The 19,592-nt window shown below is 67.6% G+C and carries 2 protein-coding genes (1 of these 2 only partly in view); both read right to left on the bottom strand.

Annotated elements, in window-relative coordinates; genetic code table 11:
• Nucleotides 1-558: 558 nt before the first annotated feature.
• A complete protein-coding gene (locus tag V5E97_RS32020; protein ID WP_475297071.1) occupies nt 559-1,200 on the bottom strand; it encodes a golvesin C-terminal-like domain-containing protein in 642 nt (213 codons plus the stop codon).
• A protein-coding gene (locus V5E97_RS32015) for an ELWxxDGT repeat protein (RefSeq protein ID WP_406695605.1) crosses the window boundary here: on the bottom strand, nt 1,170-19,592 show its 3' portion. 14,394 nt of this gene lie beyond the right edge of the window; only the last 18,423 of its 32,817 coding nucleotides appear in the window; the start codon falls outside the window, past its right edge; the stop codon is at nt 1,170-1,172. Before V5E97_RS32015 ends, V5E97_RS32020 begins: the two co-directional genes overlap by 31 nt.

The raw sequence follows: 19,592 nt of genomic DNA, 5'->3' as shown, positions 1-19,592 counted from the left end.
AAATCCAGGGCACCACGATCGGTGCTGTCCCTTGTCCGTTGGTCTTCGCTCGCCTTCTAAAGGCGAGCGGAGAGCGGAAACTCCCTGTCTTCCGACGGACGAAGAGCCCCCGGCAACGTGGCGACAGTCTCAATAAGGCTGACTATGAACCCGATCGTCATTACGGAGGAGCGGGGCCGGCAGGGCAGGGGCCTAACCCCTGTGAAAGCTCGACGCCCAGGCGATGCCCCGCAGTGCCGCAGCCCGAGTCATAAACAGTTTTACTCATACACTTAATCAAGCATATACAAAGCGACTTAAATCAGCTGCCAAGCCTCGCGGACAGCTCTGCCGTCTTGTCAAACTATCCAGATTTTTCGACCGAAAAATGCTACTAGCAATATACACGATTTCACACATACGCAAATTCGCATCAAAAAAAATCAAAAACCTGCAATCTTCTCGATATCACAGGTTTTCCGCTTTCCTCGATTCAGATGCCCGCCCCCATCGCCTACGGGCCAATCGCCGGCCACGGCTAGGGGGCGTCTCAGGTGGCAAGCTGCGACGCCCCCCGCATCATTCGTCGACCGCTTCACGCCGCAAACGGCCGTCCCCGACGCACCAGCCGCCCCGCTCGAGGCCGACGGCCGGCCGCGCGTCGACCCGACCGGCGCCTACCGGGCCGGACGCCTTCTTGCGAGTCCCCGTGCCGTGGGCGAGGGGGCCGCCCGGCACCCCCGCCGCAGTCGACGGCGAAGTCATGAGGAGAGCCGGGGCGGCGGATGAGCGGGCGCCCTTCGCTTCGCCCGCCGTCGCCGCGAACGCGTCGGCGAGGACCGTGTACCCGGTGTCGCCGCCGGTGAATTTGTCGCCGGATCCCGCCGAGGTGTCCAGTGACACGCTTTCCCCTATGGCCTCCGGCGCGGCACCCGAACCGGCCCCACCGCCCGCGGCCGCGACCCGGATCGCATCGGCGATGACATAATTGTCGGCGTCGTTGCCCAGGACCACCCGCAGAGTTCCTCCGGACAGGGAAACGACCCCCAAGCTCTGGAACACCACACCGCCGGTGGTCACGCCGCCGGCCGGCGCCAGCCGCTGGTCGACGCGTACCGTCTTGATCAAGGTGGTCCCGTCGTAGATGCGGTACGGAGCGTTGGTGGCGCGGTTGCCGCCGGCCAGCCAGGTCACCTGCACCTCGTACGACCCCGGAGCCAGGCCCGGCTGCTGCCAGGTCCGCGTCGCCGACCCGTCGCCGGGGCGGCGAAACGCACCGAGCCGCCGTAGCCGCCCATCGCCGCTGACGTCCACGAACCGGTCTGGCTCGTGCCGGTGTCGTCGACGACCGCCGGCAACTCGGCCGCCGCTACCGCCACCGCGACCCGTACCGCGTCGGCGATCACATAATTGTCGGCGTCGTTGCCCAGGACCACTCGCAGAGTCCCGCTCGAGATCGAGGCCACGCCCAGGCTCTGGAACATCACGCCCCCGGCGGTCACGCCCGACGGCGCACTGCGCTGATCGACGAGCACAGTCTTCACCAGGATGTTGCCATCATAGATCCGATACGGAGCGTTGCTGGCGCGGTTGCCCCCTGACATCCAGGTCACCTGCACGTCGTAAGAGCCTGGCGCCAGGCCCGGCACCTGCCAGGTCCGCGTCGCCGAGCCGTCGCCGGGGGCGGCGAAACGCACCGAGCCGCCATAGCCACCCAACGCCGCCGACGTCCACGACCCGGTCTGGCTCGTACCAGCGCCGCCGTCGTCGACGACCGCCGGCAGCTCGGCAGCCGCAACGGAGACCCGCACCGCGTCGGCGATGACATAGTTGTCGGCGTCGTTGCCCAGGACTACTCGCAGAGTCCCGCTCGAGATCGAGGCCACCCCCAGGCTCTGGAACGTCACGCCCCCGGCGGTCACGCCCGACGGCGCACTGCGCTGGTCGACGCGCACGGTCTTCACCAGGATGTTGCCGTCGTAGATGCGGTACGGGGCGTTGGTGGCGCGGTTACCGCCCGACATCCAGCTTACCTGCACGTCATAAGAGCCCGGCGCCAGGCCCGGCACCTGCCAGGTCCGCGTCGCCGACCCGTCGCCGGGGGCGGCGAAGCGCACCGAGCCGCCATAGCCGCCCAACGCCGCTGACGTCCACGAACCGGTCTGGCTCGTGCCGGCACCGCCGTCGTCGACAACCGCCGGCAGCTCGGCAGCCGTCACGGCGACCCGCACCGCGTCGGCGATGACATAGTTGTCGGCGTCGTTGCCGAGCACAACGCGAAGCCGCCCGCTCGAGACGGGGACGCTCCCCAGGCTCCGGAAGGCCACGCCTCCGGCCAATGCGCCACCAGCCGGGGCGTTGCGCTGGTCGACGCGGACGGTCTTGAGCAGGATGTCGCCGTCGTAGATGCTGTACGGGGCGTTGCTGGCACGGTTGCTGCCCGCCAGCCAGGTGACCTGCACGTCGTACCAGCCGGGGGCCAGCGCCGGTACGTTCCAGGTAACGGTCGCCGACCCGTTGCCGGCGGCGGCGAAGCGCACCGAGCCGCCATAGCCGCCGACGGCCGCCGACGTCCAAGGCCCGGCCTGGCTCGTGCCGGCGCTGCCATCGTCGACGACGAACGACGTCGGTATCGACTGGATGGTCAGGGTGGCCGCGACCGCGGTGCTCTCGAGCGCACTGTTGGCGTTATCGTTCGCCAGGGCGTAGAACTTGTAATTGCCCGAGACCAGGCCGGTCGTCGGCGCGGTGATCGACCAGCCGTTGGACCCGACGGAGTCGGTGCCAACCAGCGTGTCGCCGCCGGGGCCGGTCTGCAGGCCAGGGGCGCCGTTGCTCTCGCGGTAGAAGTCGACCCGGGTCAGGATCACCTGTGGGTCGGCATTCGCGGTCGCCGTGAGCGTTACCGTATTGCCGACGGTCACGTCGTTGGGCACCGCGGCGAGCGACCGGAGGTACACGTCGTTCACCCGCACCGGCACGGCCAGCGCGGGGATATCCCGGTAGATCGGGTCCGAACTGGCGATCGTGACCGTCAGGGTGATCGTCCGGAGCCCTTCGACCTGATCGTCCCCCACCGCCACGACGTTGACCGCCTGGGGCGTCGACCAGTTGTCCGGCGTAAAGATCAGGCTCGTCCGGGAAAGCGTGACTCCAGCGCCCGCCTGCACTGTGACGACCACCGTTGCCGTCGGGCGAGTGTGGAGAGCGACACTGAATTGATCCGAGGCCCCGAACTCGGTCACGACCAGGCCGTCGTCGGCCGGCAAGAGGCGGATGCCGGCGGTCTCGACCTTGGTGAGATAGCCGTTCGTCCCGTCCGTCGAGACTAGTTGCGGGCCGCCCGTGCCGTTGTCGGCCACGAGAAAGAGCAGGCCATCGGACGTGGTGAGTGACCGGGGGGATGATCCGCCAGGCCCTGGATTATAGTCGACCGCGAGAGACACGGTCGTGCCGTCGCTGACGAACAGCTCAAAGCCGGTCGCGGGGCTGTAGGCCGTCAGGTAGAGCCGCCCGCCGTAGGTTGTCAGGTTCCTCGGGTCGGCACCGGAGGCCCCTGGGTTCAGGTCGGCAACCAGCCGAGTCGTCTCGGGAGTCCCCTGAGTCACCCAAAGCTCGCGCCCGTGGGCACGTTCCTGGGCGGTGAAGAACAGTTGATTGCCGACGACGGTCAGATCCTGCGGCAAAGAGTCTCCATCGGGATTGATGTCGGCGAGCATGCGCGTGCCGCCCCGGCTGCCGTCGGTGGACCAGACTTCGACGCCGGCGGTACCGGCCGCGGCGAAATAGACGCGGCCGCCAAAGGCCGTGAAGCCGGTGGGAATGGAGGAGCCGCCCGGTCTGAGGTCGGCGAGGAGGACTGTCCCGGCGGTCGTGCCGTCGCTGGTCCAGAGTTCCTGCCCCGACTCCCCGTTATCGGCCGAGAAGTAGAGCCGGCCGCCGACGCTCGTCAGCGACTGGGGCGCCGAGCCCACCGGTCCGGGCCGCACATCGGCCAGTAGCCGGGCCCGGCCGTCGGGCCCCACGGCCCACAGTTCCGGACCACTGGTTCCGTCATCGGCCACGAAGACGAGCCGCCCGGCCTGGTCGGTGAACTGCGCGAGGCTTGCGAACCGAGCCGCGGCCCCAGGGGTGGCCCCGTCGCCCAGGGTCACGGCCCGAGGCTGGCCGCCGGCATCCAGGCGGTAGAGCGTCTGGCTCTGCCCGCCGTCGCTGGCACTGAAGTAGAGCGTCTCCCCCACCGCGCTGAGATTCGCCGGCGCGGAATGCCCAGGGCCGGGAACCAGGTCGGCCACCAGCCTGGTTCCCCCATCGGTCCCGTCGCTCGTCCAGAGCTCGGTCCCCAACTCCGGCGTGTTGGCGGTGAAGTACAGCCTCGTGCCGACCTTGGTCAGGTTAGAGGCGTTGGATGGGCGCGGGCCCTGGTTGATGTCCTTGACTCGCAAAGAACCGGCCGAGGTCCCCTCGGTACGCCACAATTCCGACCCGCCCACCGAATCGCTGCGGACGAAGTACATCGGGTTGACCGCCGTCAACTGGCCCGCGTCGTCGCCGGAGCCAGAGGGGAAGTCCACGTCGACGTTGACGAGCGAGACGGACGCGGCGGACAGGAGAGGGTAGGCCGGGTCCGAGTTGCTCTGTGCCGTCAGGATCAGCGTGTAGGGCTGGTCGCCGTCATCCAGGCCATCGGCGATCCCGGTGATCGTGACCGAGTGAGGCAGGTTCCAGTCCGTCGGCGAGAAGTCGAGCCTCGCCGTCGAGAGCATCCCCTCGGTGGGATCGCTCAGGACAAGGGCAATGCTCACGACGCCGATCGGCCGGGTCGCCAGCGTCACGGTCAGCGTGGTGGCCGTGCCGTCCTCGATCGTGAAGAGACCCGACGTACGGTCGATACGCAGGCCGGCCGCATCGTCGTCGCGGTTGGTCATGGCGATCGCCGGAACCGTCAGGCCGCGGTAATCGACCCCCGAGCTGACGGCGGGGCCCAGCAAGATCGAGTAAGCCCGGTCGCCGTCGTCGACGTCGTCGTCGACGCCCATGACGATCACCGTCTGGGGCACGTTCCAGTTCGTCGGCGTGAACAAGAGCGAGTCGATCGCAGGCCGGCCCTCGGCCGGGTCGCTCGAGGCGACGGCGATCCAGACGCTCCCGGCCGGCCGGGAGTTGAGCACGACCGTGAATGTCGTAGTTGTCCCGGATTCGGCCGTCACCGCGAGCGTTGGGGCCGAGACCGTGATGCCCGCCTCGTCCACGTCCGCCTCGGTGGCCTGGAAGATCGCCGGGCTCCAGCCAGCGGCTGTCACCTGGAAGAGCGCCGTGCCATCCACCGCGTCGGCGTCCCGAACGGCGTCGATCCGGACCCGCTGCGGAACGGACCAGTTCGCGGGGGTGAAGACCAGCGTGCTGCCCCCCCCCAGGGTCAGGTCCGCGTCGCCACCCAAACCTTCGGCCGTGACGCTCACGTCGCCGTCAGGCGCCGCGGCGAGGACGACGTCCACGTAAGTGCTCCCCGGCTCCGCGACGGTCACCGCCGGGGTCAGGACGACAAGACGCCGGTCGTTGTCGACTTCACTGACCGAGACGTCGGCCGAGGCCCAGCTCGTAGCCGAGGCCCGGACGGTCGCCAAGCCGTCGATGGCATCGGCGTCGTCGCCCTGGGCCACCAGCGTCACCACCTGCTCGACGGACCAGTTATCCGGAGTGAAGAAGAGGACGCCACCTCCGGTCACCACGATGTCCGCGTCGCCAAGGATGGTGGCGACGTTGACCGTAACGGCACTTTCGGGCCTGCCGGCCAGACGAACGGTGAAGCTGACGGGGGTGGTGCCCGAGGCGGTGCCCTCCGGCACGAGGACGGTTGCGGCCGAGACGATGATCCTCCGATCATCGTCGTGCTCCGTGGCGACGACGGTCCGGGTCATCGTGACGACCGGGCCGGCCGTGGTGGCAAGCGTCGGGATCGAGACGTGGAAGGTCGCGTGCCCGTTGGCGGCATCGACATCGTTGGAGCCGGCGACCGTGATGAACTGGAATTCGTTCCAGTTCTGCGCAGTGAAGGTCAGGTCGAACTGCGCAAACGTACTGCTGCCGTCAGAGGTAACCAGGGCCAGGTCCTGGTCTTCCAGACTATTGGTGAATCGCACGCGGATGGTGGAATCGACCAGGTTTTCCGGCCAGCTCCGGAGCCGGACGCCCAAGCGTGACGCGCCCCCTTCCTCGACCGTGAGGGTGTCGGTCGAGAGTTCAAGCAACTCGCGGCTGTCGACTTCGGTTGCCTCGACGCTCGCACCGGCCCAGTCCTCTGCGCCGACCTGGAAGAGGGTAAGACCATCGAGCAGGTCCAGGTCAGCCGCCGCCGCGATCGTGACCTGCTGGGGCTGGTCGTAGTTGCCGGGGGTGAAGTTCAGGGTTGCGCCGGAGACGACGAGCAGGTCGGCATCGCCGGTCGTCCACGCCGCCTTCACCGCGACCGGACCGTCCGGCCGCGCCGCCAGGCGGACGGTGAAGGTCACGCTGCCCAACTCGGACACCGGACCCAGGACGTGGATCACGCCTCCGCTGCTGTCGGTACGCGTGTTGGGGATCGAGACGAGGACGCGGCGGTCGTCGTCGACGGACTCCACGGCAAACGTGCCACCTTCAAATACCCAGTCGGTGGCCGAGAGCCTCCAGGTGGACCGCTCGTCGATGGCATCGGCGTCGTCGACCGCCGCGGAGAAGGTCAGGGTCTGGAAATCGAACCAATTGTCGGGGGTGAAGACCAACGTGGCGGGGCTCGACAGCCGCAGGTCCCCGTCCGGGTCGGCGGCGACGTCGACTGGGCTCACCGTGATGGTGACGGCCTGATCGGGGCGGGCCTTCAGCCGGACGCCGAGCGAGGCGTTCCCCCCTTCGGCGATCGTGATCGAGGTTGTGTTGATCTCGATGCGACGGTCATTGTCCGCCTCGTGGGCCACGACGTCCGCGCTCTGCCAGCCGTCGGCGGTGACGCGGAAGGTCGTTGAGCTGTTGGTCGTGTCGATGTCGTCGAGCGCCAGGACGTGGACGTCCTGGACGACGTTCCAGTTGTCGGGCGTGAAGGTGAGAGCGGCCTGGGGATCGACCAAGGAGAGGTCGGAATCGCCCGCAACGAACTGGGGTCTGACCACGATGACGCCATCCGGCCGCGCGGCCAGGCGGACCTGGAAGGACGCGGTCCCATTCTCGTTCACCGTCACACTGCTCTGCGCGATGACCAGGACCCGATCGTCGTCCTGCTCCGTGATCGAGACCGAGTCGGTTTGCCAGCCCGCCGCCGTGGCCAGAACTGTCGCAAGGCCGTCGATCGCGTCGGCGTTGTCGGCCTGCGCCACGATCGTCACCACCTGCGTCGTCGACCAGTTGGCCAGCGTGAAGGTCAGGGTGCCCGGGCCAGCGACGGTGATGCTCGAGTCGCCAGTCGAGTCGGTGGTCAAGACGACCGTGAGGTCGGCGGCCGGACGAGCCCGGAGTCGTACGCCCACCTGGATCGTGCCCCCTTCCGCGACGGGGAGGCTCGACAGGGCCGCACCCGTCGCCAGGTCAACGAATTCGAGGATCTGGTCGTCGTCCTGCTCGTTGACGTCGAGCACGGCTCCGGTCCACCCAGCAACGGCCGGCGTGACCGAGACCCGCGCCTGGCCGTCGATGGCGTTCGCGTCGTCGGCCGAGGCCTCGAGCGTGACCAGCTTGACCGGGCCCACGTCGCCGACCCACTCGGACGGGTCGAATGTCAGGACGACGGGCGTGGTGATCCCCAGACTCATGCCGATTGCGGAGGCCACGTCGACCGTCACGCTGACCGGGCCGGCCGGCTTGCCCTTCAAGCGAATGCCAAAGCGGAGCTGTCCCGCCTCGGCCACGAGACCCTGGCTGATCGGCTGGAGCGAGTCGGCCGAGACCAGCTCGACGACGCGGTCGTCGTCGGCCTCGGCGGCCGACAGTGAAGTACCGAGCCAGCCCGAGGCTGAGAGGGTGAAGGTGGCCGTCCCGTCGATCGCATCGGCGTCGGAGGCCGCCGACAGGGTGACGAGCTGGGGCTGGTTCCAGTTCGTCGCGTTGAAGACGAGCGTCGTCGGTCCGGCAATCCCCAGGTCGGCATCTCCCGAGGAGCGGGCCACAGTGACGATCACGGTCTCGCCGACGCCGGGCGCCGCGTCGAGCCGGACCTCGAACGTGGTGTTCGCGGACCCTTCGACCACCGTGGCCGACACCTGCGAGATCAGCACGTGACGCTCGGCGCTGGAGAAGTCTGGGGCCACGGGGGAGGTGGAGATATCGGCCAGTCGGTTGGTGCCCTCCGCCGTACCGTCGCTATACCAGGGCTCGAGCCCCGAAGCCCCATCGTCGGCGGCGAAGACGAGCCCGCCACCGAGCACCGTGACGTTGACGATCCCTGAGGAGTCCGCACCGGGGCGGATGTCCTTGATCATCCGCGTGCCGGCGTCGGTCCCGTCGCTCACCCACAGCTCGGTGCCCGAGCCCGGCTCGGTGGCCAGGAAGAAGAGCTTGCCGCCGGCCACCCTCAGCCCGGACGGGGAGGACGCCTTCGGGGCGGTGCCGACGTTCTGGACTGGATGTGTGCCGGCCTCGGTCCCGTCGCTCGTCCAGAGCAGGCGCTCCTGCGCCGGTCCCGTCGCGACGAAATAAAGCGCCCCGTTGTAGGCGACCATCTCGCTGATGTTCGAGCTGAGAAGCCCGGTGTTGATGTCCCTGACCCGGCCGGTCCCCGCGGCCGTGCCGTCTGTGACCCACAGTTCCCTGCCGCCGACGCCGTCTTCGGCCAGGAAGAAGAGGCGGTCGTTGATGACGAGGAACGAATCGGGGTTGGAGGACGCGCCCCCTGGGTTGAGGTCCTTGAGTCGGAGCGTGCCGGCCTCGGTGCCGTCGGTGGACCAGAGCTCGGTCCCGGAGGCCGGGTCTCCCGCTGCGAAGTAGAGCTTCCCGCCGAAGAGGGTCGGCGTGCCCGGACTCGAGCTGCCGGCACCGGCCCAATTGTCCTTGAGGACCCGCGTGCCGCCCTCGGTACCGTCGGAGACCCAGAGCTCTCGGCCCGCGGCGGTGCTGGCGATGAAATAGAGCTTGCCGCCGTAGTCGATCATGCCGGAGATGTTCGAGCCGGGCCCGAAGTTCTTGAGCATGAGCGTCCCGCCATCGGTCTCGTCGGTCACCCACAGCCCGGTCGACGCCTGGTTCGTCAAGGCCGTGAAGAACAGCTTGCCGCCGGAGAGGATGACGAGGCTCGGGTTGGAGTCGAGGGAGCCAGGGTTGACGTCCTTGATCATCCGGGTCCCGGAGAGCGTGCCGTCGGTGACCCACAGTTCGCGGCCGTGGGTGCCGTCGTTCGCGGAGAAGTACAGCGAGTTCCCGATGCCGTTGAGGATGATCGGGTCGCTGCCGGAAGCGCCTGGGTTGAGATCCTTGAGCAGGTTGGTGTAAGTGGCCGCGACCCAGAGCTCGTTGCCGTGAGAGGCGGTGCTCGCCGTGAAATAGAGATTATAGTTGAAGTATGTGATCTGGCTCGGATTCGAGCCTCCCACGCCGGGCTGGAAGTCCATGATCCGCCGCGTGTCGTTGGTCCCGTTGGTGGCCCAGAGCTCGGGCCCGCCGTGCTGGCCGCTCGACGCCGCGAAGAATGCGACCTCGCCAGCCGTGCCGAAATTCGTCGGGTTCGACCCGGTCGACCGCACGACGAAGTCCCTGACGCGGAGAGTGCTGCCCGCCGTTCCGTCGCTGCGCCAGAGCTCCGGCCCGTCGGGCCAGACCGTCGCGGCGAAGTAGAGCGTGTTGCCGTAGGCCAGCAGTGAAACGGGACTGGAGCCGGCCCCCCCCGGGACGATGTCCTTGACGAGGTGCGTGCCGGCCTCCGTCCCGTCGGTAACCCAGAGCTCTTCGCCGTAATCAGCCGTGGCGGCGCTGAAGTACAGCCGGTCTCCGACCGCGGTCAACCACTTGGGGGAGGAACCGCCGGCCCCCGCCTGCAGGTCCGCGACCCGGACGACGGACACCCCGTCGAAGCGATAGAGCTCCTGGCCGCTCACGCCGTCGCTCGCCGCGAAGTAGAGGGCATCGCCGAACAGGGTCAACCACTCGACGGCGTCGTCCCCGGCCGGGTTGATGTCGACCGCGAGGCTATCACCCGAGCCGTCTTCATTCTGCCGCCGCAGTTCGAAGCCTTGGCCGGTGTAGGTCGCGTAGTAAACAAATCCGTTGTAGACCCCGAAGAACGGGTTCCATTCCGTGAGGTCGCCGAGCGTCGCGGGGGCGTACTGGTCGCTCAAGCTGACGATGCGGCGATTGCCGCCCGTGAGGAACCGGCCGCGGCCGGGCTCGCCGCTCCGCACCACGTAGGTGCCGTAGGGCACGTCGAAGGTGTAATCGCCGTTCGCGTCGGTGAAGGTCAAAGGTTCGCCCGAGGTCCACTGGCCGTCGTCGTTTCGATCGAGGTAGACCATGACGCCGTCGAGTCCCGGCTCGCCTGAGTCGCGCACGGCATCGCGATCCGCGTCGTCCCAGTGCGCCCCGCGGATGGTTGCCGCGCCGACGTGGATCTCGATCGTCTGCGACGCCGTCCGGTTTCGGCCATCCGTCGATTGCGACGAGCCGTCGTGGGCGGTCACGGTCACGCGAACCGAGCCGATGAAGGTACCGGTGCGGATCTCCAGCCTACCCTGATTGACGAAGACTTCGAGTTCCGGATGGTCGCTGACGACGGAGAAGCTCAGCGGGTTGAAGTCCGGGTCTTCGACCGGCAGAGCAACTGAGTTGTTTTCGCCGGAGGTCAACAAGAGTGGCTCGACCTGGGCGAGCCACCGCGGGGCAGCGTTGGCCCGGAATACGACCTGCGTGCCGGTCGCCTGGAGCTCGGGGATGACGAGGTCGAAGGCCTCATTGCCCAGGGGATTGTCGGTCAGCAGCAGGCGCCCGGGGGGCTGAATCCCCGCCTGGACGAGCATCACGGCGTCGGCCGCGAGGATTCCGTCGGCCATGCCTCCAAGCTCGACCCGGAGCAACCCGATCGTGACATTGAACGTGCCCAGGCTCCGCCACGAGACGCCGCCGAACAGCGAGCCGGACGGGGTCGACCGCTGATCGATTGTTGTCACCTGAGTGGTGCCGTCCTCCAGCACCCGATATTGCGCGTTCGAGGCGTTGCCCGAGAGCGCCGGCCAGGTCACGAAGACCTGGTACGTGCCTGGCGCCAGGTCGGAGAACTGCCAGCTTACGACCGAGGCGGCATCGGCCCCGCCTCGGAACCGGTAGTTGCCGCCATAAGTACCAGCCGCCGGACGGAGGTTGCTCGTCCAGGGCCCGCCGGACTCGGAATACCCGGCCGTGCCTGCGTCGATGATGCGGGTGCCCAGGAACGGCAGGATGTCCGTGACGAGGTTGCCGCTCAGATTTAGCTCGTCCAGATGCGCGAGGCCGGCCAGGGGCGTGACGTCGACGATGCGGTTGTCTTGCAGGTCGAGGTGTTCGAGACCGGCCAGGCCGGCGAGGGGGGCGGCGGTCGTCAGGTTGTCGCCGGCGAGGCTCAGGTGGGCCAGATTCGTCAGGGTCGCGAGCGGCTGCAGGTCCAGCGCACCGCCAGAACCGGCGTTGAGCCGATCGAGGCTGAGCCATCGCAGGCCGGTCAACTGGCCCAACGGGGAGAGCGAGCGCTGCGGGGTAGCGTCGAGATTGAGCGTCCTCAATGACTGCAGCGCCACCAGAGGTGTAAGGCCGGCGAGCGGGTTGCCGGTGAGGTCGAGGGACACGATCCGGCCCAGGCCCATCGGGACGTGGCGACCGTCGGCCGCGGCCGCTGGCGCCAGCGGGGAGAGGTCGGTAAGCCCGTTGCGGGCCAGGTTCAATTGCTCCAGGTTGATCGCGTATTGCAGGCCGTCGAGGCTCGTGATCCCCCGGCCCGAAGCATTGAGATAGGTCAGGCGGGTCAAGTCGCCGACCGTCAGAGGGCGCGACGAGCCGTTGGCGTAGACCGGGATGCCGAGGGCCTGGGCGACGGCACGCTCGAGCGCGGAGTCGGCGAATGTCACGACGAGCTGCGAGGTTGACGTCTGACCTGCGTTGTTGCTCGCCTCGCCCGGATCCGGCGTGCCCTGCGGCTCGGTCGGCTGCCGGTCGAAGCCCTCGGCGGGCTCCGAGACGAAGCGGTCGTCGCCGCTCTCGCCGAAGAGACGGTCGAGCTGGGCGTTGCCGATCAGGATGTCGTCGCCGTCCCCGCCAAAGATCTGGTCGCGGTCGGACGTCGTGCCCGAGCGGCCCTCGATCGGAGCCCGGACCTCGATCGAGAACGGCAGGGCCGCGCCCGAGGCAGTCGGCGTCGCCGACGCCCGGTGGACCCGGAGGTAGTACGTGCCAGCCGCCAGGTTCTGCAAGTCGACGACGGCGGTGTCGCGGCTGACCAGTACCCCTTTCCCGTCGACCTCGGCGTACACGTCGACCAGAACTCCGCGTGAGGTGTCGACGCTCAGCTCGGGGTTGTGCATCACCACCTTTGCGGAGGGGTCGGCCAGCGTCAGACGCAGGGCGAGGCGGGTCTCGCCCGCCGCGATCTTCTGGCGGATCAGCGTGGTCAGGTCGAGCGTAATGCGTCCCCCGGCACCGCCGAGGGCGACGTCGACGTGCATCGTCGCGGCCGCCGGAGCACTCAGGTCGGCCCCGGTGACGTGACCGTCGCTCTCGCCCGCGAGGACGCTGACCAGGAGCTGCGTCGCGGCCGGACCTGAGGTCGCCCCCAAGTAATCCAGCGTGAGCGTCGCGCCGGTGATGTCGGACGGGTTGGACGAGAACGGGAGGTACTGGGCGAGGTCGAATTCGAGGACGGTCGTGTCGTGCGTAGCGCCGCCGATCGACAACGTCGAGGGGTCGAGAACGAAGGCGCGGCGGACGCCATCCTTCACTCCGACGGCCGTGATCTGGCCGTGATCGTTGATCGCATTGGCCTCTTCCAGCGTCCAGCCAGAGCCCGGGGCGATCATCGAGTTCAGGTCGTGGAGCGTGCCGTTGACCCAGAGCACGGCATGCTTCACGCCCCCAGAGGTGAGCGACCAGCCGACCACCTGTCCTTGGTCGTTGACTCCCAGCGCCCGACTTTCGGTGCCGCCGAGCGTGCCGATGCTAACGATCTGCGTCGTCCCGCCCGCCACGTAGTCCTTGAGCACGAAGCCCCGCACGGCCTGGTTGAGCCGCCCGGTCCCGATGATCCAGTTGCGGTCGCTCACGCCCCGGGCGAGTTCGAGCGTCCACCCCAGGGAGGCGGTCGTCGCGTTATTCAGGTCAACCAGCTCGCCGGAATCGGCGACACCATTGTTGTTCTTGTCCTGCCAGGCAAAGGCCCGCCCGACCCCCTGCGCGTCGAGCGACGTGCCCACGACCAGACCCTGGCCGTTGATCGCGTAGGCCGCGCTCGAGACCCGACCCGCGAGGACACCCAGGTCAACCATGCCAGCGCCGTCGGACACAAAAGCATGGGCCCCGGCCGACCCGGTCCCTTCGGCCGAGCCAACGAACATTCCCTGTTCGTTCACGCCCCAGATGGTGCTGTTGAACGGGCCGTCGGCGAAGCCAGCCAGCGACGAGCCGGCCCCGCCCGACACCATGTAAGTGTTCTGGAACCATTGATCCGGCGTGAGGGCCACGTCCCGGGCGATCTTCATGCTCCGGCCCGTGCCGACCAGCGTGCTCGGCCCAGCGTTGAGCGAGGCGAGCAGGCGGTTCGTCGTCCCAACGCCCAGGTCCTTGATACCGATCGTCGCGCTGGCCCCCTCCGTCCCAGCGTGGGTGGCGGCCAGGTCCTGGTAGTTGAACTGGATCGAGCCGTCCGACTCGGAGAGGATCACCTGGAACGTGATCGTGTCGACGCCGTTGTAGTACCTGACGTTGTTCCACTGGATGATCAGCCGCTGCTGGCCCTTCTGGCCGTCGAGTCGCCAGTAGACGTCGCCGGACTGCCTCAGGTCGAGGTCGTCCCAGAAGGGCGCGATTACCGCATCGTACGGCGAGGAGCTGAGGTCCGTATTCTCGTAGGACCGGCTCGCCCCCCCGAGCATGAGCAGGCCGTTCGTACCCACATAGAATTGTGTGTGGGCCCGGCCATAGAGGCTGAATGAGAACAAGGAGTTGAGGAATTGATTTCCGAAGAAAGTGTCGATGGTGCCAAAGGCGTCGTAGCGCAGCAGGGTCGTATCAGTGTTGGAGTCGTTGAATACCCTCGCCCCGATCAGGATCTGGCCGTTGGCCAGCAGGGCCAGACCATTGGCCGCATTGCCACCCGGGCCGAGGTCCGTGACCACCTTGCCCCCGATGCCAAAGCTGGTGTCGAACGTGCCATTGGCATTCAGGCGGACGAGCGCGATGTCATCGTCGCTGCCATTGGCCGTCTGAGCCGCGAGGAGGATCCGGCCATTGGGCTGTACGATCACCCTCCGGGCGACGTCGCTCCCCGTACCGATGGCGAAGGTGACCTTGCCACCGGTGCCAAAGCTGGAGTCGGGCGTGCCGTTGGCGTTGAACCGGACGACCGAGACATCGGCGTTCCCGTTGGCGTAGCTATAGCCCGCGAGGATGATCTTGCCGTCGGGTTGCACCGCCATGCTATAGGCGAGATCGTCCGTGCCCGCGGTAACCATGATGGCCTTACCACTGGAGCCGAAGGTCGGGTCCAGAGCGCCGCTCGTGGTGAGCCGGACGGCAACGAAGTCGTCGAGGAGGTTGTTTCTGGTGTAGCCGGCCAGGACGATCTTACCGTCGGATTGCACGGCCACCGAGGTGGCGTAGTCATTCGAGGTTCCAACGGCGATGGTGACCTTGCCACCGGTGCCGAAGGTGGAATCGAGCGTGCCATCGGTGTTGAGCCGGACGACGGCGATGTCGAGGTTGTCGGCGATGGTCGCATAGCCGGCGATCACGATCTTGCCGTCAGATTGCACGGCCACCGAGGTGGCGTAGTCGTGCGTAGTCCCGATGCCGAGGGTAACCCTGCCGCCGATTCCGAAGGTGGAGTCGAGCGTGCCGTCGGCATTGAGCCGGGCCGCCGCGAAGTCCCAGCGGTTGCCAATCGATACGTAGCCTACAACGACGAGCTTGCCATCGGACTGAATCACCACGTCCGAGACTTCAGCGAAGGAAGCACCGCTAAAATCGATGATCCTCAGGCCGGCCGTCCCAAAACTCGGATCCAGGTTGCCATCCGGCGTGTAGCGGACAACCCGGAACGCACGGTCTCCCCCGAACTGGAAGTTCCTCAGGACGGCGACAACTCGTCCGTCGGCTTGCACCGCAATCGACTGGGTGGCGCCATCTCCTGAATAGATGTTGACGAGCGCCTTTCCGTTTGCTGCGTAGGAGGTGTCGAGCAGGCCGTTGGTACTCAGACGCACGACCGCGAAATCATTGCCGCTGGCCGCGCTGTCGGACGTGCCGCCCACCAAGATGCTGCCATCCGGCTGTAAGGCCACAGCGTACGCATCATCGCCCGAGGTCCCGACAGCGAGGGTCACCTTGCCGCCGGTGCCGAACGTGGAGTCGAGCGTGCCATCAGCGTTGAGCCGGACCGCCACGAAGTCGTCATTGCCGCTGATGATGGCGTAGCCCGCGAGGACGATCTTACCGTCGGATTGCACCGCCACCGAGTTGGCAAAGTCGTTCGTGGTCCCGATGGCGAGGGTGACCTGGCCATTGGAGCCAAAGGAGGAGTCGGGCGTGCCGTTGGCGTTGAACCGGACGACCGAAATGTCGGCGTTTCCGCTGATGCTGGCATCGCCCGCGAGGACGATCTTGCCGTCGGATTGCACGGCCACCGAGTTGGCAAAGTCGTTCGTGGTCGAGACGGAGACGGTGACCTTACCGCCCGTGCCGAAGGAGGAGTCGGGCGTACCGTTGGCGTTGAGCCGGACGGCTGCAGTGTCAAAATAGGTGCCGTTGCCCGCATAGCCTGCCAGGACAATCTTGCCGTCGGATTGCACGGCCAAAGACGAGACCGTGATGCCGACCATAACCGTGCCGGTAGTACCGAACGTCGTGTCGGGCGTGCCATTCGCGTTGAGACGAACGGCGATGGAAGAGCCGGCGATGATGATCTTGCCGTCGGCTTGCACCGCCACCGCGTAGTTTTGCAGATTCCCGGTGGACCCGGTGACTTTGCCGCCCGTGCCGAAAGTCGTGTCGAGCGTACCGTTGGCATTCAGCCGAGCCGCAACATAGCTGACACCGGAGCCGAACGAATAACCGGCGATCACGATCTTGCCGTCGGCCTGAAGCGCCACGCTGGTCCCGATATCGTCTGAGCCCGAGATGGAGACAGTGAACCTGCCGTCGATACCGAAGGACTTATCGAGCGTCCCATCAGCATTCAGCCGGGCCGCGGAGAGATTCTGTTTACCGCCAACCGGTGTGTTGCCAACCAGGACCACCTTGCCGTCGGGCTGCCGGACCATTGCCTTCAAGTAGTCTTCGCTGATGCCCAGGCTGACCCCGGGCCGCCAGAGTTGCTCGAACTGGTCGTTCTGCCCGTGGAGGAGCGAGAGCCTGCGTCCCGTGGTGCTAATGTCGTCGAACCCGTAGGGGACCGCGAATGCCGTGTAGCCGGCCGCGTCGTGGAGCGTGGAGCTGGTGTTGCCGCCGATCAGGCCGGCGTCGTTGATCGCGTAGGCCCGGTCCGCCAGCCCGTGGGGACCCATGGTGGTGAAGCCCGTCGTCGGCGACCAGCGGAACGAGCGGGTCTCACCCGTGGGGGTCGTGTACTCGCCCACGACCTCGCCCGAGGGGCTGATCGCGTGGGGGGTGCTCCCCTGGCCGCCATCCGGCCCGATGCCGGTGAGGACGTAGCCCGTCGGGGTCGACCCCGTGCCGGATCCGCCTGCGAAGCTGCCCTGCTCGGTCGGCTGCACCACGTTCGTACCGGTGGATCCACCAGGGGAGAAGGCGAGCTGGTCGCCCAGCGTGCCCTGGCCGAGGGTCGTGAACCGATACCAGCGCTCGGCCTGGCCGGCGCCGAGCGTGTAGCGGCTGCCGTCGAGCTGACCGTCGCCATTGAGGTCGAGGTCGCGGAATACCTCGGTACCGATTCCCAAGTCGACCAGGTAGTCGCCGCTGCCTGTGATCGTGCGGTTGGCGAGGATGGTCGTCGCCGCGTCGGCGGGGAGCGTGATGGAGCGGCCGATCGTGCCGTAGATCACGTGGATCCGGCCGGCGGTCCCCTTGATCCCGCCGCTGGTGGCGGTCGCCCCACCGGCGCCGACGGCGAGGTCGGCCACGCCGTCCTGGTTCACGTCCAGGCCGGGCGTCGGGGAGAGGGTGCCGAGGGCATCCGTCGCGCTCAAGCCTGCCAGAACCACGTCGGCCTGCTCCAGCACGAGCGTTCCCTGGTGCGCCCGCCCGGCGGCCGCCGCGCCCCAGAAGACGGAGACCTGGCCCTGAGTCCGATCCACGAGGACCTGCCCCGCGACGTTGACCAGGCGATACCGTGGCTCGCCCAGCGCCAGGTCGGCGGCTCCGTCGCCGTCGAAGTCTCCGGCCGTGATCGACAGGGGTGCAAAGATCGCCAGGTCGCCCGTGAGCTGGCCCTGCGCCGCACGCGTAATCGTCAGGTCGGCGGAACGGCCGGTGATTTGTACGTCGTCGACGAGCAGGCCGAGCTTCGTGGCGGCGAACGCGTTAACCGAATTGTACTCGAACCGGAAGCGAATGCGGCTACCGGCGTAGGCGGACAGGTCGAACTCGGCGCGCCGCCACTGGGAAAGGCTGCCGTCGGCCATCGGCTGGTCGATCAGCCGTCCTTGCCCCCCGGCGGTCCCGAGCGGCCCGTTGAGGCCGTTCCAGCCGCCGTCGAGCGGCGTGAAGGCGCCACCGTCGACCGAGATGAGCACGCGGGCCAAGTCGTCCGATCCGTCGGTGGCAAGCAGGTAATTGAAGCCGAGACGCAGCCGATCGCTGGCCACGGACGACCGCAGGTCGATTAGGGGCGAGCTGATCCGGCCGGCGACCGGCCGGAACACCGTATTGATCACGCTGTCGGTGCCGAACGACAGGTGGCCCTGCTGGCCGACGCGTTTGGCATAGCCCAGCGTACTCGTCCGGTGCCAGAGACCGTCGTCAACCTGCGTGCCGGGGCTACGGTTGTCGGCAACCCACTGGTTCTCGGGCCGGTCGGTCGCGTCGAAGTCGGCCTGATAGAGCACGCCGGGCCGGTCGACCTGGCCGATCCCCGCTGACCCGTAATAAATCAGCACACTTGCCGGGTCGGCGGCGGCGGCCTCGCGCGAGCGGCTCAGCGCGAAGTCGGCGTAGTTATCGCCGTTCAGATCACCCAGGGCGAACGCTTCACTGAGATAGGCCCCGGTATACACCGTGTCGGCGAAGATCTGGCCGGCCGGAGCACCGGGATAGGGAACATTGCGGCTCAGGGTGGGCTTCGACCCTGGGGTGCCGAGCGCCTGATCGGGCCGGCCCAGGAACAGACTGGCACGCCCCAGGTCGAACTGGCCCGGGACGGTGGCGGTGTGGAACGTACGGTCGAAGACCATCAGGTCGTCGCGGCCGTCGCCGTTCACGTCGCCCAGGACGGTCAGGTCGGTCGTGGTGGCGGCCGTCGCGACAAACCCGGCCGGGCCATAGGTCTCGTAGTAGGCCGCCTGGCGGTCGGCCGCTGACTGGGCCGCGATTGCCAGCAGGTAGTCGGACTCGGCGAGTATGGGGGTCAGGGTCTCCTCCCTGGTCTCGACGAGCTGCCCCGAATAGACGCGGACCTGGCCCGTGTCCAGGGCGATTGCCAGGTCGGCGAACGGGGTAGGCGTCGACGAGCCGTCGGGAACGTGGGTGTCGCCGTTCCAGTTCAGCAGCACGATCTCGGGGACCTTGGTGCTGTCGGTCTGCGACGTCAGGTCGATGATCTCGCGAAGGTCCCCCGCCGCGACCGTGCGCGGGAGGAACCCGCCGCCCGAGAGCACGTCGACGTGCCAGTGTCCGCCCTGGTAACGCGCGAAGACAAGGTCAGTTCGGCCGTCGCCGTCGATGTCGCCCATCCGCTCGGCCGGTCGCAGTTCGGCATCGGCCACGCCGTCGTTGTTGGTATCGATCCGGTAGTTGATCTGGACGTGGGCCCGGGTCAGAACGTCGTCGGTGCCATCGAGTTCCATGGGGCCGAAGAGGACATAAGCACGGGTCAGACCCCGGAGAAGGTAATCCTCGAGGCCGTCGCCGTTGACGTCGCCAATCCGCTCGGCCCGGCTCAGGCCTTCGCCGGTGGTCATCCCCTGGAGCGCGAACGCGTCGGAGAGGTTGGTCGCAGTGCCGAGCGTCGTGCCGGCGGCCGCGGACCCGTCCTGACCGGAGACGGAGGGCGTGGCCAGCTCATACGGGTACAGCTCGGGCAAGTTCGACGCCGGGTCGACCTGACCGGCCGCGACCTGCGCCCAGAGCCGATCGGCCCCATAGAAGACATGGACCGTGCCGCCGGGTCCGTCGGCGATCGCGAAATCAGCCTGAGAGGTGCCGCCCACGTTGCCCACCCTCGCGAACGCGTAAGCGGCTGCCAAGTTCAATTGAGCAGGCCAGGCGCCGGCTGTGGTCGCAATGTAGACCGGCACGTCCGGCTC

It is taken from the genome of Singulisphaera photorubra (assembly GCF_045290345.1).
Taxonomy (GTDB): Bacteria; Planctomycetota; Planctomycetia; order Isosphaerales; family Isosphaeraceae; genus Singulisphaera.
The sequence above is the reverse complement of the archived record's forward strand: the minus strand, read 5'-3'. Positions and strand labels throughout refer to the sequence as shown.